General features: G+C 51.2%; 17 protein-coding genes and 1 riboswitch. Of the genes, 7 read left to right on the forward strand and 10 right to left on the reverse strand.

Annotated features, from left to right (window positions below; translation table 11 throughout):
* Positions 1–124: 124 nt before the first annotated feature.
* Positions 125–2,041, forward strand: coding sequence for a threonine--tRNA ligase (gene thrS / locus QZV31_RS04835; RefSeq protein WP_295358662.1), 1,917 nt, complete (start codon positions 125–127; stop codon positions 2,039–2,041).
* 292 nt (positions 2,042–2,333) lie between these two features.
* Here thrS and QZV31_RS04840 read toward each other — a convergent pair whose 3' ends face one another.
* Entirely contained in the window at positions 2,334–5,366 is a 3,033-nt protein-coding gene (locus tag QZV31_RS04840; RefSeq protein ID WP_295358664.1) for an HD domain-containing phosphohydrolase, read from the reverse strand.
* Between the two features lie 16 nt (positions 5,367–5,382).
* Positions 5,383–8,418, reverse strand: coding sequence for an HD domain-containing phosphohydrolase (locus QZV31_RS04845; RefSeq protein ID WP_295358665.1), 3,036 nt, complete (start codon positions 8,416–8,418; stop codon positions 5,383–5,385).
* Between the two features lie 232 nt (positions 8,419–8,650).
* Here QZV31_RS04845 and QZV31_RS04850 point away from each other — a divergent pair, with 232 nt between their 5' ends.
* Entirely contained in the window at positions 8,651–9,334 is a 684-nt protein-coding gene (locus tag QZV31_RS04850; protein ID WP_295358667.1) for a 3'-5' exonuclease, read from the forward strand.
* A 103-nt stretch (positions 9,335–9,437) separates the two neighbouring features.
* On the opposite strand, the gene QZV31_RS04855 is transcribed toward QZV31_RS04850, so the two are convergent.
* From QZV31_RS04855 to argF, 6 genes are all read right to left on the reverse strand, one after another.
* Complete coding sequence (locus QZV31_RS04855; RefSeq protein WP_295358669.1) at positions 9,438–11,123, reverse strand: FAD-dependent protein; 1,686 nt, start codon at positions 11,121–11,123, stop codon at positions 9,438–9,440.
* A 175-nt stretch (positions 11,124–11,298) separates the two neighbouring features.
* Positions 11,299–12,243, reverse strand: coding sequence for a CdaR family protein (locus tag QZV31_RS04860; RefSeq protein WP_295358670.1), 945 nt, complete (start codon positions 12,241–12,243; stop codon positions 11,299–11,301).
* Positions 12,240–13,136: a diadenylate cyclase CdaA gene (gene cdaA, locus QZV31_RS04865; RefSeq protein ID WP_295358671.1), complete on the reverse strand. Its 897-nt coding sequence runs from the start codon at positions 13,134–13,136 to the stop codon at positions 12,240–12,242. Before cdaA ends, QZV31_RS04860 begins: the two co-directional genes overlap by 4 nt.
* Positions 13,137–13,369: 233 nt before the next feature.
* Positions 13,370–14,782 carry an argininosuccinate lyase gene (argH, locus tag QZV31_RS04870; RefSeq protein ID WP_295358672.1) on the reverse strand — a complete coding sequence of 471 codons (1,413 nt, stop codon included), beginning with the start codon at positions 14,780–14,782 and terminating at the stop codon, positions 13,370–13,372.
* Positions 14,782–16,011 (reverse strand): argininosuccinate synthase, encoded by a 1,230-nt coding sequence (locus QZV31_RS04875; RefSeq protein ID WP_295358674.1) that lies wholly within the window; start codon positions 16,009–16,011, stop codon positions 14,782–14,784. Before QZV31_RS04875 ends, argH begins: the two co-directional genes overlap by 1 nt.
* 239 nt (positions 16,012–16,250) lie before the next feature.
* Positions 16,251–17,192 carry an ornithine carbamoyltransferase gene (gene argF, locus QZV31_RS04880; protein ID WP_093730109.1) on the reverse strand — a complete coding sequence of 314 codons (942 nt, stop codon included), beginning with the start codon at positions 17,190–17,192 and terminating at the stop codon, positions 16,251–16,253.
* 161 nt (positions 17,193–17,353) lie between these two features.
* Here argF and QZV31_RS04885 point away from each other — a divergent pair, with 161 nt between their 5' ends.
* Positions 17,354–18,349, forward strand: coding sequence for a biosynthetic peptidoglycan transglycosylase (locus QZV31_RS04885; protein ID WP_295358677.1), 996 nt, complete (start codon positions 17,354–17,356; stop codon positions 18,347–18,349).
* 244 nt (positions 18,350–18,593) lie between these two features.
* Here the strand turns inward: QZV31_RS04885 and QZV31_RS04890 are convergent, their stop codons facing one another.
* Complete coding sequence (locus QZV31_RS04890) at positions 18,594–19,178, reverse strand: DNA-3-methyladenine glycosylase (RefSeq protein WP_295358679.1); 585 nt, start codon at positions 19,176–19,178, stop codon at positions 18,594–18,596.
* The gene (locus QZV31_RS04895; protein ID WP_295358681.1) at positions 19,178–20,500 is read right to left on the reverse strand and encodes a phosphoribosylaminoimidazolecarboxamide formyltransferase; all 1,323 of its coding nucleotides are present in this window, start codon (positions 20,498–20,500) and stop codon (positions 19,178–19,180) included. The genes QZV31_RS04890 and QZV31_RS04895 overlap by 1 nt, the downstream gene beginning before the upstream one ends.
* A riboswitch (ZMP/ZTP riboswitch) is annotated at positions 20,473–20,549 on the reverse strand. It overlaps the preceding gene by 28 nt.
* 173 nt (positions 20,550–20,722) lie before the next feature.
* On the opposite strand from QZV31_RS04895, the gene QZV31_RS04900 reads away from it, so the two are divergent.
* The 4 genes from QZV31_RS04900 (at position 20,723) to glmM (ending at position 24,836) form a co-directional block, all read left to right on the forward strand.
* On the forward strand, positions 20,723–21,616 hold the full coding sequence (locus QZV31_RS04900; protein WP_295358683.1) for a 4Fe-4S cluster-binding domain-containing protein: 894 nt from the start codon (positions 20,723–20,725) through the stop codon (positions 21,614–21,616).
* 401 nt (positions 21,617–22,017) lie between these two features.
* Positions 22,018–22,821, forward strand: a complete 804-nt coding sequence (gene nagB, locus QZV31_RS04905; RefSeq protein WP_093730100.1) for a glucosamine-6-phosphate deaminase — start codon at positions 22,018–22,020, stop codon at positions 22,819–22,821.
* 3 nt (positions 22,822–22,824) lie between these two features.
* Positions 22,825–23,487 (forward strand): hypothetical protein, encoded by a 663-nt coding sequence (locus tag QZV31_RS04910; protein ID WP_295358686.1) that lies wholly within the window; start codon positions 22,825–22,827, stop codon positions 23,485–23,487.
* Between the two features lie 2 nt (positions 23,488–23,489).
* Positions 23,490–24,836, forward strand: a complete 1,347-nt coding sequence (glmM, locus tag QZV31_RS04915; RefSeq protein ID WP_093730098.1) for a phosphoglucosamine mutase — start codon at positions 23,490–23,492, stop codon at positions 24,834–24,836.
* Positions 24,837–25,081 lie beyond the last annotated feature (245 nt).

Raw genomic sequence — 25,081 nt, forward strand, 5'->3', positions numbered from 1 at the left:
ATTTTTTATTTTCCGGAAACAGAAGTTGTGAAGGACCGAACTCCATAACAAATAAGGTTCCGGTTTTGTTTGAGATCCTGCGTTTTCAGCGAAATTACCGTTTACGTTTAGGAGGATTAGCAAAATGTCAGAAGTAAAAGTTACGTTAAAGGACGGCAGTGTCAAAGAGTTCGCTGCCGGCACCAGCTATCTGGAAATTGCCAAAAGCTTAAATCAGAAATTAGGCAAGCAGGCGTTGTTAGCCGTAGTGGACGGAGTGAACAAAGACCTCAGCGATACCATTGAAAAAGATGCTGCCGTTGAATTTGTTACGCCCGACACCAAAGAAGGCCTGCATGCCATCCGCCATACCGCGTCCCATGTAATGGCCCAGGCCATCCAGCACCTGTTCCCGGGTGTGAAGTTTGCCATCGGGCCCGCTATCGACACCGGGTTCTATTATGACATCGACAGCGATCATGTCTTCACGCCGGAAGATCTGACCGCCATTGAAAAGGAAATGGCAAAAATTGTGAAGCAGAACCTTCCGCTGGTGCGCAGCGAAGTACCCCGCAAAGACGCGTTGGCCCGTTTTGCCGCGGAAAACGAAATTTATAAAGTGGAACTGATCAACGACCTGCCGGAAGACGCAGTTATCAGCCTGTACACCCAGGGTGATTTCACCGATTTGTGCGCCGGGCCCCACTGCCCTTCCACCGGACGGGTAAAAGCCTTTAAGCTTATGAGCCTGGCAGGCGCTTACTGGCGCGGCAACGAAAAGAATAAAATGCTGCAGCGTATCTACGGTACGGCTTTCCCCAGCAAGGAAGAACTGGACGAGTACCTGCACATGCTGGAAGAAGCAGAAAAGCGAGATCACCGCAAACTGGGCAAAGAGCTGGATATCTTCAGCATGCACGACGAAGGCCCCGGCTTCCCCTTCTTCCATCCCAACGGCATGCGCATCCGCAACGCCATTTTGGAATACTGGCATCAGGTACATCGCAAATACCATTACGAACAGGTTATGACCCCCATGATCATGAACCGGGATCTGTGGATCCGTTCCGGCCACTGGGATCATTACCGGGAAAATATGTATTTCACCAAGATCGACGACATGGATTACGCCATCAAACCCATGAACTGCCCCGGCGGCATGATGGTCTATAACACCCGCCCTCACTCCTACAAGGAACTGCCGCTCCGTTACGCGGAACTGGGCCTGGTACACCGTCACGAACTGTCCGGCGCGCTGCACGGGTTATTCCGTGTCCGCTGCTTCACCCAGGACGATGCCCATATCTTCATGACCCCGGAACAGATCCAGCCGGAAATCACCAACGTAATCAAACTGTTCAACGAAGTGTACTCCACGTTCGGCCTGAAATACCATGCGGAACTGTCTACCCGTCCGGAAAATTCCATGGGTGACGACGCATCCTGGGAACTGGCCACGGAAGGCCTGCGCAAAGCGCTGGAAGCCAACCATCTGGACTACATTATCAATGAAGGCGACGGCGCTTTCTACGGCCCGAAGATCGACTTCCATCTGCAGGACTCCATCGGCCGTACCTGGCAGTGCGGTACCATTCAGCTGGATATGCAGCTGCCGGAAAAATTCAACTGCGAATACACCGGGGAAGACGGACAGAAACACCGTCCGGTTATGATCCACCGCGTGGTTTACGGTTCCATCGAACGTTTCATCGGCATCCTGATCGAACACTTTGCAGGTTCCTTCCCTGTTTGGATGGCTCCCAACCAGGTTCGCGTCATGCCCATTACCGACAAACAGCAGGCTTATGCCAAAGAAGTCAATGACAAACTGTTTGAACTTGGCTATCGCACCCAGCTGGACGACCGCAATGAAAAGATCGGCAAGAAGATCCGGGAAGCCCAGGTACAGAAGGTTCCCTTCATGCTGATCGTCGGCGAAAAGGAAGCCGAATCCGGTACCGTTGCGGTACGTCAGCGCCACGGCGGCGATCTGGGCGCCATGACACTGGACGACTTCATCGCCCGCATGCAGAAGGATATTGACGAAAAGGTAAACGACTAAAGAAAACTGCATGCTTATATCACATACTGCCAGGAAAAGACATCGCAAAACCGTCCACGATTGCTATTCCATGGACTCATGTGCCTGTGGCTTCGAAACTCGGGGCTTCGCCCCTCAAACAGTCTCGCCACGACGGCACATTTCATCTCATGGAATATCGCAATCGTTCCCGATGTTTTGCTCATGTCTTTCCCTGCCGCATGATATATAGCACGTTCATTTTTGTTTATACAAAACATCAAACGGCGAAACGTACTGAACAACTCAGAAACGTTTCGCCGTTTTTTATATCTTACTCTTCCTCTTCTTCAAAATCTACATCACGGTCCGCATCAGCCACAAAGCCGCCTTCCAGTATTCTCACCATGTCTGCCGCATATTGTGGATCCAGCTGTGTGCCGGCACACCGTTTCAATTCCGCAATTACGACACTCATATCTATACTGTCCTTATATGTGCGCTTGGAATTCATGGCATCCACCACGTCGCCGACAGCGATCATCCGTCCGTACATGGGAATCTTCTCGCCGTTCAGATGTTCCGGATAACCCTTGCCGTCATACCGCTCATGATGATAGTGAGCCCCGTCCGCCAGCTTCTGGTTCTTCATTTCCGCCAAAATCTCTGCGCCACGGCTGGTGTGACTCTTTATGGTAGCATATTCCTCATCCGTAAGCTTGGTTTTTCCTTTCAGAATACTGTCCGGAATCGCTATCTTACCAATGTCATGGAGCAACCCCGCATAGTAAAGCTCCCGTTGCTCTTCCAGGTTCAACCCTTCCATCCTGCCGATTTCCAGCGCGTACTGCGCCACCCGGCGGGAATGGCCGTTGGTATATTCGTCTTTTGCGTCGATAGTATTGGAAATCGTAAGAATGGTCCGCTCTGTAAACTCTTCTTCCATTTTCCGTTTTGCTTCCGCCTCCGCCAGCTTCTTTGCACTGCGCTGCTTCATGACCAGATACACGATACCGCCCACAAGACCCAATGCCAGCACCGCTCCCACAACCTGTGCCCAGGTTTCTTCAGACAGCTTCTTCTTTTTGTGCAGCTTTATTTTTGTTTCATGCCGTTTGGACGGGTCGTTCCGGCTTTGAGAAATTACGTGAAATGTGTAATCTCCGCCCGGCAGCGTGGAGTAACGGGTGATATGGGAATTGCCTCCCTCATTTCGGATCGGCATCCGGTTGTATCCTTCCAGATAATAATACAGTTCACTCTGGGAATTGATAAAGGAAAGGATACTGAACTTGATATCCAGCTGGGTAAAGTCCTGCGGAATTTCAATATCACTATTGGTTGGATAATAGGCTGCGCTGCCGTCAGGCATATGGATCTGGATGCTGTCGATGACCGCATACGGAATTACATAGTTTCTGACATTATAATTCAAATCCATCGCCAACACATTGCGGGAGCAGGCCAGATAAACCTTTTGCTCTTCCGGGTCATAGTAATGACAGGCGTTAACAGTAAGGGAAGAGTTCAGTGTGTTATCATACCGTGTGGAGCTGTACGACTTCATCCGTTCTGTTTTTTCCACGTTGGGATCCAGCAAATCAGCGATATTCACGCTCTGAATCATCTGTGAAGAAAACATGGAAAGCCTGTCGCCGTAGGGCACGATTTTAAACAGATTTACCGAATTCAGCTTGCCCGTGTTAATTTTTACTACATCTTCTCCCTGCATGAAGTAAACATGATTGCCGTTGCCGATCCACATGCCGTTTCGTTTCTCATCCCATTCCATGGACAGGATGGAGCCGAGGTTATCGCCATTCTTCGCCAAAGGCAGTGCCCTGACCGTACCGTCTGTCCTGATTTTATAGACGCCGGATCCGTCACTGCCGGCGTAAAGGTTGCCGTCCGGATCTTCACACAGGCAAAGAATGACGCCATTGGCCATTTCCCGGTGCGTTGAACGGGTATAGGTCTTATGGATTGCGCCGTCGTGCATGATGACGAGTCCGTTCCCGGTACCCACAGCCATATCACCGTTGCGAAGAGCCAGCAGGGAACGCACTTTATCAGAAGGCAGGCCATCCTTTCTTGTCCAGTTCTTCCACTGCCCGTCTTTATACCGAATCAGCCCGTACTTATTATAAGCAGCGATCCACAGGGCATCCTCCCGGTCTTTCGCAAAGTAACGGATACGGATTCCTTTTAACAGCTCCGTTAACGGATTGGATATCAGCTTCTGCTGCGCATCCATCACGTACAGACCGTTGTCCGCTCCCATATACAGGTCGCCGCGGTATTTAATGACCGCATTATATACATCCTTGGGAGCCATAGCCATTCCCGATACATCTGTAAACCGGCTGCGTGCAATGTTCAGCACGCCGGAACGGGAAGAGGCCAGCCAGTAGTTCCCGTGATAATCCTGAATAATCTTTTCAATGGAAGAATTGAACAGTCCGCCTTCCGCTTCATGGAATTGCATACTCTTATCAAAAAAACCGAACCCGTTGTTAGCACAGACCATCAGTTTCCCTTCATGATCCATATACAGGGAACTGTGATTCTCGATTTTGCCGGTGCTAAACGCAGTAACTTTCAGGTTTTCAGATAAAAATGCCGCATCTGAAGAGTCTTCCACACGCATGACCGTATTACCGGATGTTGCCAGATACACAACGCCGTTTATATCACAAAAAACATGTTTCGGCGATTGTCCCTTAAATCCCGTTTTGGGAAAGTACGCAGCAATCCTGGCATCCTTCAGGACAAACACATCCCCGTCATACGTAACGCCCCAGACTCTTCCTTCCAGATCCTCCGTAAGAGAAACCGTCATATGATTCTTCAGGCGGGGATCTTCGATCCAGGATAACGGTTCAGCCTGCCGCTCATCATAAATGGCAACGCCTTCCGCCGCGCCAATTAAAATCCGACCTTCTTTATCTTCTGTAATAGCTCTCTGGTTGGTGGCACGGATACTGTCGGTCTGGCGGATCAGACCGTTCTCGTAGCAATACGCTCCATCGTTTGTAGTTCCGATCCACAACCGGTGTTTGGAATCTTCATACAGACAGCGAACCCGGGAAATGATCTGGTCGTCAACATCCTTCATCGTTTGAAAGACCTGACCGTTAAAACGCATCAGGCCGGAATAACTGCCGATCCACAAATATCCGTCCCGGGTCTGGGTAATGGTATTCGCTTCATCGGAAGGCATCCCATTCGCCGAATTATACTGTGTTTGCTTGTAAGCAGCAAACATGGAACGCTGATTTTCTACCGCCAGTGCCCGGCCCGCAAAGCAAAAACTCAGCAGGCAACAGCAAAAAGCAACAAGCTGATAAACAATCCCTGTCTTTTTCATTACACTTTTCTCTTCCTTACTCATTATCAAACATTGTTTCCCGGTTCTCATCCGCAACAAAACCGTTCTCCAGGATATGTACCATATCTTCCACATACCGGGGATCCAACTGCGTGCCGGCACAACGTTTCAGTTCTGCAATGACAACATCCATAGTGATACCTGATTTATACACCCGCTTCGAGTACATGGCGTCTACCACGTCGGCCACGGCAATCATACGTCCGTAAGGCGGAATTGCTTCCCCGGCCAGTTTTTCCGGATAGCCCCTGCCGTCATACCGTTCGTGATGATAGTGGGCCCCGTCAGCCAGCCGCTGATTTTTCATCTGGTTCAGAATATTCGCACCCCGGCTGGTGTGACTCTTAATCACTCCATATTCTTCATCGGTCAGTTTGCTGGGTTTATTCAAAATATTATCCGGAATGGCTATTTTGCCAATGTCGTGCAGTAAGGCCGCATAGTACAACTCTCTTAATTCATCAACAGGCAGCCCTTCCTGTTTTCCAATCTCTACCGTATACTGGGCCACCCGGCGGGAATGGCCGTTGGTATCCTGATCTCTGGCGTCAATGGTATTGGACATCATCAGGATGGTACGCTCTGTAAATTCTTCTTCCAGTTTACGTCTGGCTTCCGCTTCTGCCAGTTTCTTCTCATTCCGTTTTTTGGTATACAAATAGGTAAACCGGATCAGAAGCCAGCCGCCCACAAGCAAAATGAGAGCCCGCATCCATGTTTCTTCCGCCAGGGTTTTGGGTTTGTTAAAGGAGGCGGACATTTCGCTCTGGAAGGAATTGTCGCGGCCTCTGGCCAGCACGTGGAACACGTACTTCCCTCCCGGCAGCGTGGAGTAGTGCATTTCATGGCTCTGTTTGCCTTCCACGTGTATCAGCTTGGTATCGTAACCTTCCATGTAATAATACAGGTCGCTGTTTACCCCGGCTAAAGACAATACGCCAAAGGTAATATCCAGCTGGCTGAAATCCTGCGGGATGATAATCTCCTGATTATAGGAGGCGTTGATCACATTGCCATCCGGCGTCCGGATCTGGATACTGTCAATCATCGCCCGTGGCTGCGCGGCCCCTTCCCAGTTTTTCAGTTCATCCAGCGTCAGCACGTTCCGGGAACAGGCCAGGTACAGCTTTTGTTCTTCCGGCGCATAGTAATGGCAGGCATTCATAGTCAGGGAAGAATCCTGCGTATTTTCGAAAGAGATGGAATGATACGACTTCATCCTCTCGCTCTTTTCCACATGGGGATTCAACAACTCTGCCACATCCATGCTTTGGGCCGTCTGCGAAGAAAACAGATACAGACGTTCCTCCATCAGATGATCTGCGGAAGGCACCACTTCCAAAAGATTGCTGACGTTCAGGGAACCTGTGTCAACCTTATGGATCATGTCATCTTTCATAAGGTAAACGCCCCTGCCATTGTTGATCCACATCCCGTTCTGTCGGGTATCCCATTTCATGGAAATAACGGATCCCAGCCGGTTTCCGTCGTCTGCCATGGGAATCGCCTGGACGGTATTATCCTTTTCCAGCTTGTAGATTCCGTCACCGTCGCTGCCAATATACAGATTGCCCTGGGGATCTTCACACAGGGACAGGATGACCCCATTTTCCACCGCACTGGTATCACGGTCATAGATACGGTGTATCGCATTATTACGCATAATAACAAGACCGTCTCCGGTTCCTACCGCAATATCCCCGTTTTTGCGCACCAGCAGCGTACGGATCTTGTTGGTAGGCATGCCTTCCGCAACGCTCCACTTCTGCCATTGCCCGTCTTTATAACGCAGTAATCCGAACCTGCGATACGTGGCAATCCAGAGATTTCCATTTGTATCTTCCGCAAAATAACGTACCCGCGTCCCCCGCAGCATCCGGGTCAGAGGGTTGTGGATCACGTTGTACTGGCTGTCAAGGATATGCAGACCGTTATTCGCCCCCAGATACAGCTGGCCCTGATATTTTATCACTGCATTATAGGTAACCTCCGGCAGCATCGCCATAGCGGAAATATCCGTAAAGCGGGTCCGGGCAATATGCAGCGCGCCGCTGTTGGAAGACGCCAGCCAGTAACCGCCATAATTATCCTGCATGATTTGTTCCACAGAAGATTCAAACAGCCCTCCCTCAACCTTATGGAATACCATGTCCCGATCAAAATAGCCCAGTCCGTTACGGGCACAGACTAAAAGACGCCCGGCCTGATCCTGACACAGACCACGGTGGTCTTCAAGCTCTCCGGTGGCAAATGTCCGAATCCGCAGATCTTCCCCGTCTGTATATTGATTGACATACGTATCCAGGCGAAGAATCGCATTGCCCGTCGTTGCCAGATAGATGATGCCATCCTTGTCACAAAAAACATGATTGGGATAGTATCCGTTAAAATAACGCTTGTCAAAGTATGCGATTACCCGCTGATCATCCAGCAGGAATACATCGCCGTCATAGGTTACCCCCCAGATCCTTCCGATGTCTTCCGTCGCCAGGGAAACAACCATATGATGCTGCAGCCGCGGATCGTCGATCCAACGCTGAAGCGTCCTGGCCTTTTCATTATAGACGGCCACACCGTTGGCGGCAGCCACATAGATCCTGCCCTCCCGGTCTTCCGCAATGGCTTTCTGGTTGGTGGCAGTAATTTCTTCTTTTTTACGGATCAGCCCGTTTTCATAGCAATACAGGCTCTCGTCCGCGGTACCAATCCACAGGCGCTGCCGGGAATCCTCAAACAGGCAGCTCACCCGGACGATCGCCTGGTTGTTTGCATCCTTCATCTGCTGAAAGGACTGACCATTATACCGCATCAACCCCGCATAACTTCCAATCCACAAATAGCCGTCATGACTCTGGGCAATGGCGTTTGCCTCATCGGACAGCATGCCGTTCCCGCTGTGAAACAGCGTCTCCTTATAAGACGCAAACAAAGACCGGTGATGCTCTGCCTCCGCCATTACCGGAAGCAGGCACAAAGATAAAAGAAAGCTTATTAAAATGACCGCCTGATACAATACGCCGCGCCGTGACATCTGACCTGACCTCGTAAATAAACATAAGGTTAATAATCCAGGATAATATTATTACTGCCGTTTTATATAATTATACTCTATATTCTTCTCTTTTTCCAGTTTCTAAGATAAATTCAGCGTAATTTCCAGCGTTTTATAAAACCAATTGCTATCGGACGGAATATTTCATTTGGAACCATCTGTCAGATATGGTATAATGGTTGCAGTTCTATTTTACAATCAGGATGGAAATATGAAAGAAGATGCAATCACACCCCGACAAAAACAAGCAGTCGCTTTGACGCCCAGACAGAAACAGCTTGCGCTGGCCAAAAAGCGGCGGCAAAACTGGCGCAGACAGGTGCAGAACCGGGTCAACAAAAATGAGATTCCCAATCCCTGCCGTTGCAGTTTCGTTGTGTTCGATCTGGAAGGCGCCGGCTTTCTGGAAGAGGACATCACCGAAATTGCCGCGATCCGGGTCTCTGCGTCCGGTGACATTTTGGATATTTACCAGCAGTTGGTAAAGCCTATCACCAAACTGAACAGACGAGTGGTCGCCATAACCGGAATCACAGAAGATATGCTGGCAGACAAACCAAAGCTGTCAGATGTACTGGATGAATTTTTCGCGTTTGTTGGCGACAGTATCGTGTTAGGCCACGACATCGGCTATAACGACATCATGAATATCAACATGGCCTGCCGCCGGTTTCACCGCAAGGATCTTTTCCTGCCCAGATTTCTGGACACGGAACGCATCGCCAAACGCCTGCTTCCTACCCAGACAGGAGGGAAATTCGGTCTGGACGCGCTGATGAAGTATTATAATCTTCAGGCAGAAGGAGAACACCGGGCCCTGGCGGACTGCTACTCAGCCTGGGCGCTTTACCGCAGCCTGCTCAGGGAATACGAAAGCAAAAAAGAAGAGTTGTAACAATGCTTCCATAAGCCGTTGTTACAACTCGTTTTATTTTCTGCTCACCTTTTCAGGCTGATGCGCTGATCATTCAGGCATCAGTTCTTTTGTTCCTGACTTCTTAAAAGGGTTTATACCGTTTCATAATCGTCCGGGCCACATGGTAACCGTCCAGCGCCGCGCTCATAATACCTCCTGCGTATCCGCAGCCCTCTCCGCAAGGATAAAGGCCCGCATGGGTCACGCTCTGATAATCTGCTCCGCGCACAATCCGCAACGGCGCCGAAGTCCGGGTTTCCACTCCCGTCAGGATACCTGACGGGCCGTCAAAGCCCTGGATCCTGCGGCCGAAATACTGTATCCCCTGCTTTAATGTGTCACTCACATAAGGAGGCAGAACGGATTCCAACGCAGCCGGCCTTACACCGGGGCGGTAGCTGGGCAGCGCGACGGATAAGGACGCATCGTTTTTTTCCGGGTGACTGTCATCCCGATAACGCATGGCTGACTCTGCCAGGTAATTCTGCGCGTCCCGTACTGTAGGAAGTGTCCCCTGCAAAAAGCTTTGTACGCTTTGGGCAGGGGCTTCATAGTTTTTACCGCCTGCCACAAAGGCCAGTTCTTCATACTTTCTCTGGAACGCGACCCCCGCCAGCGGATCCGCGCTAAAATCATCAGGGGTTACATTCACCACCAGGGCGCTGTTGGCAATCCCGCTGTCCCGCCGGTACAGGCTCATGCCGTTGACCACAACGCCGCCTTCCTCGGAAGCTGCCGCCACCACCTGCCCGCCCGGACACATACAGAAAGAATAGGCCACGCGTTTTTTGTCCTCCGTATGATAAACCAGTGCATAATCCGCCACGCCCAGCCGCGGGTGCCCGGCAAAATCTCCATATTGGGCCTTATCGATCAGCACCTGGGGATGTTCCACACGAACGCCTATGGCAAAGGCTTTTGCTTCCATCCCCACGCCTTTCATTGCCAGCACCTTGTAGGTATCCCTTGCACTGTGGCCGCAGGCCAGAATCACCGTTTCCGTCGCCAGTGTCGTTCCATCATTCAGCAGTAATCCGGTCAGTCTGTCATTCTTAATTAAAAAGTCAACAGCCTGTGTCTCACACCGGATCTCACCGCCACACCGCTGAATCTCCGCTGCCAGTCCCTGCACCATAGCCCGCAGTTTATCCGTCCCCACATGGGGCTTGTGTTCGGTCAGGATTTCCGAAGGGGCTCCGGCTTTGACAAAAGCCTGCAAAATATCGGCCATTACCGGATCGTTGACCCGGGTGGTCAGCTTGCCATCAGAAAAAGTACCTGCCCCTCCCATACCGAACTGTACATTGGACAAGGGATCAAACTGACCGGTACGCCAGAAACGGTCTACATCTTCTACTCGTTTATGCAGGGCCCGCCCCCGTTCCAGCACAACAGGCCGATATCCGTACTTTGCCAGTTCCAACGCTGCCACAAGGCCTGCCGGTCCGGCGCCGATGATAACCGGACGTTCTGCCAGAGGCGCTTCTCCCAGTTGCGGAGCTTCCGGCTGCGCGGATATAAATTCACTTACCCCCGGCCGGCTGAGTATTTTCCGGGTCACAGACTGCGGAAGATCCGCTTCCACGGTTACGTGGTACAGCAAACCAATGTTATTCTTGCGACGCGCATCCACGGCCCGGTGCAATACCTGCACTTTCTGCAATGCGTTCTGTCTGACTCCCAGTTTGTCTGCCACACACTCTTTTAACGTTTTTTCTTTCCGCAGGCTTACACGTATATCGTTGACCCGCAGCCGTATCAGCGTCATTGTATTATTTCTCCTGTATCCGCCCTACATGTAAAACGCGTCGATTAAATCGCGTAACACTACTACTCAAAACAATCGTTATTATTACAATTTCAAAAGGAAAGAGCTGTTTATCCCGCCAGTTGCACAGGCAGCCGGCAAACTCACAAATCTCTTTCCTCTGCAGTTTCAGATACTATTCATTTGTTTTTTCCGCGCCAGTCCCATCCACCGTCAGATCCACATCAACGGTCTGCCTGGACGCGCTTACCCCCTCGGGTAATATGATTTTCACCGGCACCGTGGCATTTTTGGTTATCTTTTCCAGTTCCACCGGCTCCAGATCCAGTTCTTTCAGGTTGTCGATCACCGAAGGCGTACCGGAAACGGTAACCTTAAACGGATTGACCGTAGCGCTGGTGACTTTCAGTCCTTCTGCCAGTTCACCTTTATAGGCAATCTTGACCGGTAAGGTAGCAGTCTGGATACGTTTTTTGAGTTTTGTCCGGACGATGATTTCGGCGGGATCAATGGTCACATCCTGCATATCCATACCGTCCTTTGCCACAGCCAGCGGTTTCTGCGTCACAGTGAATTCTTCGCTGCGGCCGCCCACATCCACCGGTACGAAAATCTTATCCAACGCTTCCAGACGGGTGGCAGCCCCTTCCACTTTGACCTCCGACGGAGTGAGCAGGTGCGAATCCACCGCAAAATCTTTATTGGGAGAGCCGACAATTTCTGCTGTAACAGGCACAATCTTGTCTTTCTTCATATCAATAAACAGGTTGACTGCAGGCGGTGTCACCTGTATTACATCCCCCCTGGCAAAGCGGGCATTGACCAGGATCGTATGTGTACCCACAGAAAGCTTGCTTAAATTCACAAAAGCAAAAATATCGCTTTCGGGCATATTTGCCAGCGCGGTTCGTGTACCCCTTACCCGCACACTGACTTTTTCAGGAACATTGAACACAATCATCCCTTCCGCCAGGTTACGGGAAGCCAGCGGAATCGCGAACTCCTTTTCCACGATAGGATTCTGCTCGCTCATCACATAGATCCACAGGCAACAGGCAATGAATACGCACATGAACCGGGCAAACCATTTATCACGATTCTCAGCGTTCTTGTTGATCATGATTTGCCTCCCGGTTTTGCAATCTTACTGGCGTCGTTTGCTTCCCCCGTTTTTCTGTTACGGAATTCATCCAGTTTTTCCAGGGCCAACTGTTTAAGCGTAAAACGATGATGCCCCATTAAAGCGGACTGCAGCATATCTACCACATCTTCCCGCCGCAGATAGCGGAAAATCTCACCATTACGGGTGACTGAAACCGTGCCCGTCTCCTCACTGACAACCACAACCAGGGCGTCCGACTGTTCCGAAATACCGATAGCAGCCCGGTGCCGTGTGCCAAGTTCCTGACTCAGCCCTCTGGCCTCAGTCAGGGGAAGCAGGCAGGAAGCCGCCACGATCCGGTTGCCCCGGATAATGACTGCACCGTCATGCAAGGGCGTATCCTTTTCAAAAATATTCAGCAACAGACTGTCCGTCACCAGACCGTCAATGGCAACACCGGTTTCAATTCTCTCTTCCAAACCTACCGCCCGTTCAAAGACGATCAGGGCGCCGATTTTCCGCTGTCCCATAATAACCGTAGCGTTAGCCACCGTTTCGATCATGTCTTTCAATTCCGCTTCATCCAGTTCAATCCGTTTGCGGAACAAACGGCCCCGGCCAATCTGCTCCAGGGCGCGGCGCAGTTCCGGCTGGAAAACCACGGGCAGCGCAACCATCATCATGGTTATGGCTTTTTCCAGAATCCAGTTGATGACATGCAGATTCAGCCATTTGCTGACAATAACCAGAGAGGCCAGCACCATCAGTCCTTTGACTAATGCCGCAGCCCTGGTATTTTTCAGCATGATATAAATTCTGTACAGAAAAAAAGCAACTAGACCGGTATCGACTATATCCAGGATACCTATCGTCCTTGCTAATGCCTGAAATTGTTCCAGCAATGGATTCACCCTGTCTTTCTATAAACAGCTAAAATTTGAATTGTCATAAACCTGTACATTTTATTATAACAAACTATAGTAAATTTCGCCATAAAAAACAAACCCTTTTGCTGAAAATCTTCAAAAAAATTGAAAATCTTCAGACAAAAGAGCTTGTCAGCTTTATGTAAGGAGACGCTGAGCCGTTCATCTGCATAGCGGCCGGTCTTTTTCCTCTGCCGGCATTTTCACTTTTGTCTCTCTCAGATTTTTTCCCGCAATGCCTTCAGCGTTTCTTCCTGTTCTTTCAGGATCGCTTCGCCTTTCTCCAGCTGCTTGTCGTTTTCCACATAGCTGGGGCCTCCGTAAGAAACCCGGGCGTTAACGCAATGTTCCGGATCCAGCGCCTCCATCAGGTCAGGCTCAAACAGTTCGCAGAACTGCTTATATTCATCCAGCGTCATGTCCAGCAGGAATTTGTGTTCTTTAATGGCATAGGCCACGCACTGTCCCACTACCGCATGGGCCTTGCGGAACGGCAGCCCTTTCCGGACCAGATAGTCTGCCAGATCCGTAGCATTGGAAAAATCGTGAGACACCGCCCACCGCATCCGGTCAGTATTTACCGTCATGGTAGCGATCATGTCCCTGTAGACCTGAAGCGTAAACTTCACCGTGTCAATGGCATCAAACAGGCCTTCCTTGTCTTCCTGCAGATCTTTATTATACGTCAGCGGCAAGCCTTTCAATGTAGTCAGCATAGCCATCAGCTCGCCGTAGACGCGGCCCGTCTTGCCCCGCACCAGCTCGGAAATATCCGGATTTTTCTTCTGGGGCATCATGGAGGAACCGGTGGCAAAAGCGTCGTCCAGCTCCACAAAACCGAATTCCGTACTGCTCCACAGGCACAGCTCTTCGGACAGGCGGCTCATGTGCATCATCAATACAGAGGCAAAAGAAAGGAAATCCAGCACATAATCCCGGTCGCTGACCGCATCCATGCTGTTTGCATACACATTTTTAAAATTTAACTGCTCCGCTACAAAGAACCGGTCAATGGGGAACGTGGTTCCCGCAATGGCCCCGGCTCCCAGGGGCATAATGTCCGCATCCTCCCACACGCCCAGCAGACGGCGGAAGTCACGCTGCAGCATATTAAAATACGCCAGCAGGTGATGGGCGAAGGTAATAGGCTGGGCCCGTTGCAGATGGGTATAGCCGGGCATCAGGGTCTTGTCATGCTGCTTTGCCACAGCCAGGATCACTTTTTCAAACTCCAGCAGCAGTTCCGCTACCTCCACGATCTGCCGCTTCATATACATATGCATATCCAGCGCCACCTGGTCGTTGCGGCTCCGGGCCGTATGCAGTCTTGCCCCCGCATCCCCGATCCGTTCCGTCAGGCGCGCTTCCACGTTCATATGGATATCTTCCAGCGCTACGCTGAATTCAAAGTTGCCGGCTTCAATATCTTTCAGAATATCCTGCAGTCCCGCCACGATCTTCGTTCCGTCTGCCTCCGGAATAATGCCGCATTTTACCAGCATCCTGGCATGGGCCATACTGCCCCGGATATCCTCCTGATACAAACGCTTATCATAATTAATGGACGCATTGAATGCGTCCACTAATTCGTTCGTATTCTTACTGAACCGACCGCCCCACAATTTGGCCATTATTTTAACGTGCCTTTCTTCATCATGGCCCGTACGGCTAACGGCAGGCCGAACAGATTGATGAAACCGGTTGCGTCGCTCTGATCATACACTTCGTCTTCGCCGAAGGTCACATATTCCTTGCTGTACAGGGAATACGGGGATTTGGCGCCGGCGCTGATGATGTTGCCTTTATACAGTTTCAGACGTACCGTACCGGTAACGGTCTTCTGGGTTTCATTAACGAAAGCTTCCAAAGCTTCCCGCAGCGCGCAGAACCATTTTCCGTCATACACCAGTTCCGCATATTTGATGGCCAGGCCTTCTTTGTAATGATAGGTATCCCGGTCCAGGCACAGGTTTTCCAGTTCATTGTGGGCATAGTAGATGATGGCGCCCGCCGGGGTTTCATACACACCGCGGCTCTTCATGCCCACCAGACGGTTTTCCACGATATCGCTGATGCCTACGCCGTTGCGGATGCCGATGGCATTCAGGGTTTCCACCAGCTGGGCCGGGCTCATCTTTTTCCCGTTTACGGATACCGGAACGCCCTGCTCAAATTCCAGCTCGATCATTTCCGGTTTGTCCGGCGCGGTCTCCGGCGTGCAGGTTACCCGGAACATCTTCGCCTGAGGCGCGTTCCAGGGATCTTCCAGATCGGAACCTTCATGGGAGAGATGCCACATATTGCGGTCCATGGAATAGTCGTCTTCATGGGATACGGGAATGGGAATGTTATGAGCTGCCGCGTAATCGATTTCCTGATCGCGGGAACGCAGTTCCCATTCACGCCAGGGCGCGATGATGGCCAGATCCGGATCCAGCGATTTTACGGTCAGTTCAAAACGTACCTGATCGTTGCCCTTGCCGGTAGCGCCGTGAGCCACCGCATCGGCGCCTTCCTTGTGGGCAATGTCCACCAGGTGCTTAGCGATCAGCGGACGGGCAAAGGACGTCCCCAGCAGATATTTCTTTTCATATACGGCGCCGGCCTTTACGCAGGGCCATACATAATTGGCGATGAAGTCTTCTTTCAGATCCAGAATGTAGCATTTGCTGGCGCCGGATTTGATAGCCTTGTCATGCACCGGAGCCAGTTCGTCGCCCTGACCCAGGTCAGCGCAGACCGCGATGATCTCGCAGTTGTTATAATTCTCCTTTAACCAGGGGATGATAACGGAGGTATCCAGACCGCCGCTGTATGCTAATACAACTTTTTTGATGTCTTCCTTTTTTACTTTTGCCATTTTAAAGGGCCTCCCTTGTCGTAATAGTGTTTTCCTGCATAGCCCTGCCTGTCGCAGTTGCTTCGGATAAAGTTTTAACATGCTTATTGTAGCACGTAATGAAAAAAATGCAAGTGTTTTTATGCAATTTTTTTCATTTTTTTTGAATAATTATAAAATATTTCATGCATTGCATCGCGTGCTGTTGCACTTTGAAATACCGAAAAAGCCAGACGCAGCCTGCGCTGAAACGATATGCATCACAGTTCCGCGTCGCTCATCAGCAGCACCATAATGGCTTTCTGTGTATGCAGACGGTTTTCCGCCTGATCCCACACAAAGGACTGCGGTCCTTCCAGCACTTCTTCCGTAATCTCCTCGCCCCGGTGGGCCGGCAGGCAGTGCAGCACAATAGCCCCGGGGTTGGCCGCCTTCAGCAGTTCGCTGTTGATCTGGTAATCGTGGAGCGCTTTCAGACGGATTTCCCGTTCCGCTTCCTGTCCCATGCTGGTCCAGACATCTGTATATAATACATCAGCGCCTTTGACTGCTTTGGCAATATCTTCTTCCACGGAAATGGTACACCCCGTCTGCGCCGCGTCTTCCTGCGCCTGTTTCAAAACCATCGGATCCGGCTGGTAACCTTTCGGGCTGGCACAGACCATATCCATGCCGACTTTGGCGCAGGCGTACATCAGGGAATGGGCCATATTATTGCCGTCCCCTACATACACCAGCTTACGGCCTTTTAAAGAGCCCAGCTGTTCTTCAATGGTCAGCAGATCCGTCAGGGCCTGACAGGGATGCAGCAGGTCCGTCAGCCCGTTGATGACGGGAATGGAAGCATATTCTGCCAATTCGATAACGGAATCATGGGAAAACGTACGGATCATGATGCCGTCCACCATACGGGACAGTACCCGGGCAGTATCACGGATCGGTTCGCCGCGGCCGATCTGGGAATCCCGGTCGTTCAGGTAAATCGCGTGCCCGCCCAGCTGATGGAAGCCCGTCTCAAAAGAAACACGGGTACGGGTGGATGCTTTGGAAAACATCATGGCCAGGGTCTTGCCCTTGCAGAATTCATGAGGAACTCCCAGCTTCTGCATCTTTTTCAGCTTTTTCGCCACGTCCAGAATCAGCAGCACTTCCTCTGTCGATAAATCGTGGATGCACAACAAATCCTTATGCTTTAATTTCATGATAACCCCTCTCATCTGTATGGAATTAAGAATCGAACTGCTATAATTTAGTATTTTACCATATTCTTTTACATTTTAATAGTAAAAATTTCACAAAGTGGCTTTGCCAAATGCTTTCCGGCTTGATACAATAGTGTTAATAACAGAAGCAAGGAGATACCATGCGCAAGAAGAAACATAAGAAAAGCCGTCTTCCGCAGATAGTAGGGCTGACGGTCCTCTTCATTCTGCTCTTTATCGGCTGGAGTATGTTAGGTCCGCAGCCAGAGATTCCCAAACCGATAAGTCAGGCGGCGGATGACTTTAAAAAGAATCCTAAAATAGAAAACATCATCGACCTGACCGGTCAGCAGGCAAAAGCCGTGACTGACAAGGTCGGTGACGCGGCAAAATCCGCAGGGAAAGCACTGGATGGTGCTGCGTTGCCGGATAAGGCCGGAAAGCTGGCGGATTCTGCCGCCAAAGGAGCCGACAAACTGGGAAAACAGGTAAAACAGGGCGGTGATTCCGCTTTAGTGAAAGTATCCACCATCTGGCATGTGGAAGAAACGGTAACGTCGCTGCGTTCCGATCCGGAATGGGTATCCTTGCAGAGGATCCCGGACCACACCCGGAAAGCCCTGCTTGCCATAGAAGATCACGATTTTTACAAACACGGCGCCCTGGATTATGTGGGTATCGCCCGGGCGGCTTTTGCCAACCTGAAGGCAGGCGAAGTACAGCAAGGGGGCAGCACCCTCACCCAGCAGATGGTGAAGAACGTATTCCTTAGCAGCGAGCAGACCTTCACCCGGAAAGCGGAAGAAGCTATTTTGGCCACACGGGTGGAACAGAAATATTCCAAAGATGAGATTTTGGAAATCTATTTCAATACCACCTATTTCGGCGCCGGCGCTTATGGAATCCGGGACGCTGCAAAGAAATATTTCGGCAAAGAACCGGCCAGGCTGACACTCCCCGAAAGCGCCATGCTGGCCGCCATGCCTTACGCCCCCAGCGCCCTGAACCCTTACGAAAATCCGGCCGGCTGCGCCAAACGGGTGCGGCTGGTATTGAAAGAAATGCTGAAATACGGATACATCGGCAATACAGAATGTGAAGACGCCCTTTCCCGCGGAGTCACACTGAAAAACGGCAGAACATTACTGCTTGAATAAACCCAGATTCCCCTATTCGGTCACTTCAGTGACCGAACTTTTTTTGCAACTCCAGTCGAGGTGCGGTTTTTCAGCCTGCTCTCTGTTATAAATATAGACAGTCTGTATGTCTTGTATCCAAGCAGCTTATCATACCTTCATTTTATTGCTTTGTTCGGGAGAGCTGCCACTGTGCCAGGCCGTTAAAACAAAAAGGAAACCCTCATTCCGGCTCACACACATGAATCGAAATGAGGGTTGTTCTTTATTTTGAAACATACAGATTATCTTTCACGTAAAACCGCCAGGGCCAGGCCGCGGCTTCTTCCGCGTAGGCTACGTTGATGCGGGGCGTTGCAACGATCTGCGCATCCGGAATATACCGGTAACGGATCAGACGCAGCGGGCTGTCCGCCGCGCACAAATCCAGTCCGTATTCGTTTTTGGTAATGCCCAATGCCTGACACACCTTCCCCGGCCCGCTGCATAAATGCTGCACGGTCTGCGTATGGCGCCGTTGTTGCATCAGTTCAAGTCCGATAACCGGTTCCAGGGCGCGGATCAGCACCGCGTTGCCCTCCCCTTCCGGACCGGTCACCGCATTAAAACAGTGATGCATACCGTAAATCAGGTACACATAGGCATACCCGCCGTCGTGGTACATGATCTCCGTCCTCCCGCTCCGGTTCCGGTACGCGTGGCATGCTTTATCAATGGCGCCCACATAGGCTTCTGCTTCTACAATCATACCGCCGGCTACGCCGTCGGGTGTATGGTGTATCAGCAAACAGCCCAACAGTTTGCGGGCCAGTTCCACGGTATCCTGTCGGAAAAATGCGTGATTCATCATTAGTGATGGAACAGTCGTAAATGGGTAAAGGAAACTGCCATATTGTACTTGTCTGCCGTTTCGATCACATGGTCATCACGGATAGAGCCGCCGGCTTCCGCCACATACTGTACGCCGCTGCGGTGGGCCCGTTCAATATTGTCGCCGAAGGGGAAGAAAGCGTCGCTGCCTAAGGCAACGCCAGTCAATTTGGCCGCCCAGGCTTTCTTTTCTTCCCTGGTCAGCGGTTCCGGCTTTTCCGTAAAGAACAGTTGCCAGGTACCCTCCGCCAGCACGTCTTCATAGTCATCGGAAATATATACGTCAATGGTGTTGTCCCGGTCCGGACGGCGGATATCCGCCTTAAAGGGCAGGGCCATCACCTTCGGGTTCTGCCGCTGCCACCAGATGTCCGCCTTGTTACCGGCCAGGCGGGTACAGTGGATGCGGGACTGCTGCCCGGCCCCCACGCCGATGGTCATGCCGTCTTTTACATAGCAGACCGAATTGGACTGGGTGTATTTCAGCGTAATCAGCGCCACCAGCAGATCGCGGACAGCTGCGTCGGGAATATCTTTGTTCTTGGTAGGACGCTCTGCCAGCAGGTCTGCCGTAATCTTTGCGTTGTTGCGGCTCTGTTCAAAGGAAATACCGAAAACCTGCTTGGTCTCCTGTTCCTCCGGCACATAATCCGCATCCATCTGCATTACAAGATAAGTGCCTTTCCGTTTGCTTTTCAGGATCTCCAGGGCTTCTTCCGTATAACCGGGGGCAATGACCCCGTCGGAAACTTCCCGTTTCAGCAACAGTGCCGTTTCTTTGTCACAGATATCGGACAGAGCAGCGAAGTCACCGTAGGAAGACATACGGTCCGCCCCGCGGGCGGCAGCGTAGGCGGATGCAATGGGTGTCAGTTTCAGGTCGTCTACAAAATAAATCTTCTTCAGGGTGTCGCTCAGCTCTGTGGCCACTGCGGCGCCAGCCGGGCTGACGTGTTTAAAGGAAGCCGCAGCAGGTAAACCCGTCGCTTCTTTCAATTCTTTTACCAGCTGCCAGCTGTTAAAAGCATCCAGCAGATTGATGAAGCCGGGACGTCCGTTCAGTACAGTAAAAGGCAGATCCTTCCCGTCTTTCATATACACTTTCGCGATTTTCTGATTGGGGTTGCAGCCATACTTCAGCGCCATTTCATTCATGTGCAGTTCCTCCTTGCGGTTTTGTTTTAAACCTGATTCAATTTTTACAAAAGACTGATTCGACAGGATGCTCCGGTCAAACACTTCGCTGCTATAAAAGCAAAAGCCGGCCAGTCCTGTGCTTTCGCCCAGACGGTCGGCATTCACAGTCATGCTCCATGTGGTGAATCCACTTCCGTCAGTCACATGACCTTTCTGTGCTTTATTATATCCTTTATAATCGGAACTTGTCAACGAGCCGGAACATTTTCTGCAGCATCAGCCTTTCTGTGATAAAATATATATAATGCAAGTAGTAAAACACAATGAGATGTTATCGGATTTACAGTATAATCAAGAACCAAAAACATAGAAAGGAAGCCCTCTGCCATGTTATGTTACGTTTGCCCTCACCGCTGCGGCGTTGACCGCCCCGAAAGCATCCACGATACCGACGGCATGTTCGGCTGCTGCGGCGTCGGGATTTTACCGGTAGTGTCCCGGGCCGGTGTCCATATGTGGGAAGAGCCCTGCCTCAGCGGCACAAAAGGCGCCGGAACCGTGTTCTTCACCGGCTGCAATCTGCACTGTTGTTACTGTCAGAATTACGAGATCAGCTGCCTGAACAAAGGAAAGGAAATCTCCGTGCCAAGGTTGAAAGAAATCTATCACGAACTGATTGACAAGGGTGTACACAATATTGACTTAGTCACCCCTACCCACTTCGCCTATTCCATTCTGCAAAGCCTGGACGAGAAGCTGCCGGTGCCCGTGGTATACAACACCAGCGGCTTTGAAGCCACAGACACGCTGCTGAAATTCGAAGGCAAGGTACAGATCTGGCTGCCGGATCTGAAATACAGCGACGATACGCTGGCGCTGAAATACAGCAATGCCTACGATTACTGGAACATCAGCCGGAAAGCCATTCTGGAAATGTTCCGGCAGGTCGGCCCCTACAGGCTGGACGCAGACGGCATCATGCAGAGTGGCGTCATCATCCGCCACCTGGTACTGCCCGGATATCTGGAAAATACGAAACGCGTCATTGACTGGGTGGCGCAGACCTTTAAGCCCGGGGATGTGATGTTCAGCCTCATGCACCAGTATGTACCCTGCGGCCGTGCCAACGAATACCCGGAACTGAACCGGAAGGTTACGCCGGAAGAATATAAAGAAGTGGAAGATTATCTCTTCGACAGCGGTATCGAAGACGGGTTCGTGCAGGAAGAAGAATCAGCCTGCGGAGAATTCATCCCCTGCTTTGACGGGACCGGAGTGTAATGCTCCGATTTTGTCCGCATACTTGTGAGGACAAATCCCAATTTTTTATTGACGCCATCGCAATTTCCTACTATAATTAGGAGTGGTTTGTAAAGGTTCAACCAACATATTGCGTTAAAACACTTTGCAACGTTTCAGACGGAGATACGTCAATAAGGTACCCCAAAAGTAAATGGAATCTCTGACCGGGGAGGATAAGCAGGAGGTTCTATAGCGCCAGGCCCTGAACGGGTGACGAGGATTGGCAGTTGTCGAAAGACTCGGCGGATGCTGCCACGGTGCACAGTGCATCGTGAAAGGGAAAGCAAAAAGCGGAATTAAAACCGTAACAGAGGTTCTCTTATCACTGAAAGAAGTTACAAAATCAGAAAACTGTAAAAAGACAAAAGGAGAATGAAATAATGAGAGTCGTTATTCAGGATAATTATGAAAAAATGTGCCTTTGGGCCGCCAACTATATCGCAAACCGTATTAAAGCCCATAACGCAGGTCCCGAAAAGGATCGTCCGTTCGTACTGGGTCTGCCCACCGGGTCTTCCCCGATTGGCGTGTATAAGGAACTGGCCCGCATGAACAAGGCCGGGGAACTGAGCTTCGCCAACGTGGTAACCTTCAACATGGACGAATACCTGGGCCTGCCCCACGAACATGATCAGTCCTACTGGTACTTCATGCACGACAATTTCTTTAATCACCTGGTGGACATGAAACCGGAGAACATCAACATCCTCAACGGTATGACCAAAGATCCGGTGAAGGAATGCGCGGATTACGAAGCCAAGATCGCTTCCTACGGCGGCATCGACCTGTTCATGGGCGGCATCGGCGTAGACGGCCACATTGCGTTCAACGAGCCCTTCACCAGCCTGGCTTCCCGTACCGGCCTGCGGAACCTGACCACGGATACCCGTATTGTCAATTCCCGTTTCTTCGGCAACGATCCGGAAAAGGTTCCGTCCCAGGCGCTGTCCGTCGGCGTTGGCACCGTAACGGATTCCAAGGAAGTGCTAATCCTGATCAACGGCCACAACAAAGCCAGAGCGCTGGCGGCTACCGTAGAAGGCGGCATGTCCCACAAATGGACCTGCAGCGCCCTGCAGATGCACAACGGCGCGATTATCGCCTGTGATGAAGCGGCCTGCGGCGAACTGACCGTAGACACCTACAAATATTTCCTGGATATCGAAAAGAAGGAGAGATTGTAATTCATGTATACCATTACTGATCTGTATGATCTGGATCATACCCTGGCTGCCGATTACCTGAAAGGCTTCACCTATCCCTGGGAAGCCCTGAAAGGCATCAAGGAACTGATCCTGAAGCTGGGCCCTACTCTGGGCGCCGACTATGAAGAAGTAAAGCCCCAGGTCTGGGTTCATAAAACCGCAACCGTCTTCCCCACCGCGTATCTGGGTGCGCCCTGTATTATCGGGCCCAACACGGAAGTTCGTCACGGCGCTTTTATCCGCGGCACCGCATTAGTGGGTGCGGATTGCGTAGTGGGCAACTCCGTGGAACTGAAGAACGTAATTTTATTTGATCACGTACAGACTCCCCATTACAATTATGTTGGCGACAGCATCCTGGGCTATTACAGCCACATGGGCGCCGGCAGCATCACCAGCAACGTAAAGGCAGATAAAAAACTGGTCGTCGTCCACAACGGGACGGAACAGATTGAAACCGGCATCAAGAAGTTTGGCGCCATGCTGGGGGACCACGTGGAAGTCGGCTGCAACGCGGTTATGAATCCGGGCACGGTCATCGGCCGGAACAGCAATGTCTATCCCACCTCCTGTGTGAGAGGCGTTGTACCTGCTGATTCCATCTGGAAGAACAGCGGAGAAATCATCCATAAGGAGGAAATGTAACGATGGGTAAATATTTCGGTACAGATGGCTTCCGCGGCGAAGCCAACAAAGACCTGACCTTTGAGCATGCGGTGAAGATCGGCCGTTTCCTGGGCTGGTACTACGGCGCCCGGCTGGGCAAAAAAGCAAAAGTTGTCATCGGCAAAGACACCCGTCGCAGCTCGTACATGTTCGAATCGGCCCTTTGCACGGGCCTGGTGGCGTCCGGCGCGGATGCCTACATCATGCATGTGACGACCACGCCTTCCGTAGCTTACATCACCCGGGTGGATGATTTTGACTGCGGCATCATGATTTCTGCTTCTCACAACCCGTTCTATGATAACGGCATCAAACTGCTGAACAGCAACGGCGAAAAGATGGACGAAGAAACCATCCTGAAAGTAGAAGACTATATTGACGGAAAAATCGACGTTCCCATGGCGGAACGGGCTGCCATCGGCCGTACGGTGGATTATGTGGCAGGCCGCAACCGGTACATCGGCTATTTGATCTCCCTGTCCAAATTCAGCTTCAAGAATGTGAAGGTCGGCCTGGACGTAGCCAACGGCGCCTCCTGGCAGATTGCCAAAGCGGTGTTTGACGCTTTGGGCGCCAAGGTCTATGTGATCAACAACCAGCCGGACGGCTGCAATATCAACACGGACTGCGGCAGCACCCATATCGAACACCTGCAGAAGTTTGTAGTGGACAACAAGCTGGACATCGGCTTTGCTTACGACGGCGACGCGGACCGTTGCCTGTGCGTAGATGAAAAGGGCAACGTGGTCACCGGCGACCACACCCTGTACATCTATGGTCTGTACATGAAAGAACGGGGCAAGCTGCTGAACAACAAAGTGGTTACCACCATCATGTCCAACTTCGGTCTGTACAAAGCACTGGATAAAGTAGGTATCGAATATGAAAAGACCAAAGTCGGCGATAAATACGTATATGAAAACATGGTAAATACCGGCAACCGCATCGGCGGTGAACAGTCCGGCCACACCATCTTCATCAAATACGCCACCACCGGCGACGGCATCCTCACTTCCCTGAAGCTGATGGAAGTTATGCTGGCCAAGGAAAAACCCATGAGCGTGCTGGCGGCGCCTGTTGTTTTCTATCCGCAGGTGCTGAAGAACGTGAAAGTAAAGAGCAAACCGGACGCACAGAACGACCCGGACGTACAGGCAGCCGTTGCCAAAGTGGCGGAAGCCCTTGGAGATACCGGCCGTATCCTGGTACGGGAAAGCGGCACCGAACCGGTCATCCGTGTCATGGTGGAAGCGGAAAGCGATGAAGTCTGCGAGAAATACGTGGACGAAGTCATCGAAGTGATTAAAGCCAAAGGACACATTGCATAAGGAATGCGAATACACAAGGCCGCGCTTACTGCATTACCTGCATAGCGATACTGTAAGTACAGAGAAAGGCCTGTAACAATTAAAAATGGCATAATCAAAACCACCCGTTGAACGGGTGGTTTGCTCAGGCCCTATAAGGGCCTAACTCCTGTGGTCGCCCCCTTAAGGGGGCACCGAAACGGCCCGACAATCACACTCTTATTACTGGCAGCCCCCTACTCGGGGGCTCTTTTTATGCCTTATTT

The sequence above is a fragment of the uncultured Succiniclasticum sp. genome (genome assembly GCF_902793885.1).
In the GTDB taxonomy this organism is placed as follows: domain Bacteria; phylum Bacillota; class Negativicutes; order Acidaminococcales; family Acidaminococcaceae; genus Succiniclasticum.

Bases quoted from the DNA above. Each gene is read 5' to 3' on its own strand.
- thrS (WP_295358662.1), top strand. From the start codon at position 125: ATGTCAGAAGTAAAAGTTACGTTAAAGGACGGCAGTGTCAAAGAGTTC.
- QZV31_RS04840 (WP_295358664.1), bottom strand. From the start codon at position 5,366: ATGAAAAAGACAGGGATTGTTTATCAGCTTGTTGCTTTTTGCTGTTGC.
- QZV31_RS04845 (WP_295358665.1), bottom strand. From the start codon at position 8,418: ATGTCACGGCGCGGCGTATTGTATCAGGCGGTCATTTTAATAAGCTTT.
- QZV31_RS04850 (WP_295358667.1), top strand. From the start codon at position 8,651: ATGAAAGAAGATGCAATCACACCCCGACAAAAACAAGCAGTCGCTTTG.
- QZV31_RS04855 (WP_295358669.1), bottom strand. From the start codon at position 11,123: ATGACGCTGATACGGCTGCGGGTCAACGATATACGTGTAAGCCTGCGG.
- QZV31_RS04860 (WP_295358670.1), bottom strand. From the start codon at position 12,243: ATGATCAACAAGAACGCTGAGAATCGTGATAAATGGTTTGCCCGGTTC.
- argH (WP_295358672.1), bottom strand. From the start codon at position 14,782: ATGGCCAAATTGTGGGGCGGTCGGTTCAGTAAGAATACGAACGAATTA.
- QZV31_RS04875 (WP_295358674.1), bottom strand. From the start codon at position 16,011: ATGGCAAAAGTAAAAAAGGAAGACATCAAAAAAGTTGTATTAGCATAC.
- argF (WP_093730109.1), bottom strand. From the start codon at position 17,192: ATGAAATTAAAGCATAAGGATTTGTTGTGCATCCACGATTTATCGACA.
- QZV31_RS04885 (WP_295358677.1), top strand. From the start codon at position 17,354: ATGCGCAAGAAGAAACATAAGAAAAGCCGTCTTCCGCAGATAGTAGGG.
- QZV31_RS04890 (WP_295358679.1), bottom strand. From the start codon at position 19,178: ATGATGAATCACGCATTTTTCCGACAGGATACCGTGGAACTGGCCCGC.
- QZV31_RS04900 (WP_295358683.1), top strand. From the start codon at position 20,723: ATGTTATGTTACGTTTGCCCTCACCGCTGCGGCGTTGACCGCCCCGAA.
- nagB (WP_093730100.1), top strand. From the start codon at position 22,018: ATGAGAGTCGTTATTCAGGATAATTATGAAAAAATGTGCCTTTGGGCC.
- QZV31_RS04910 (WP_295358686.1), top strand. From the start codon at position 22,825: ATGTATACCATTACTGATCTGTATGATCTGGATCATACCCTGGCTGCC.
- glmM (WP_093730098.1), top strand. From the start codon at position 23,490: ATGGGTAAATATTTCGGTACAGATGGCTTCCGCGGCGAAGCCAACAAA.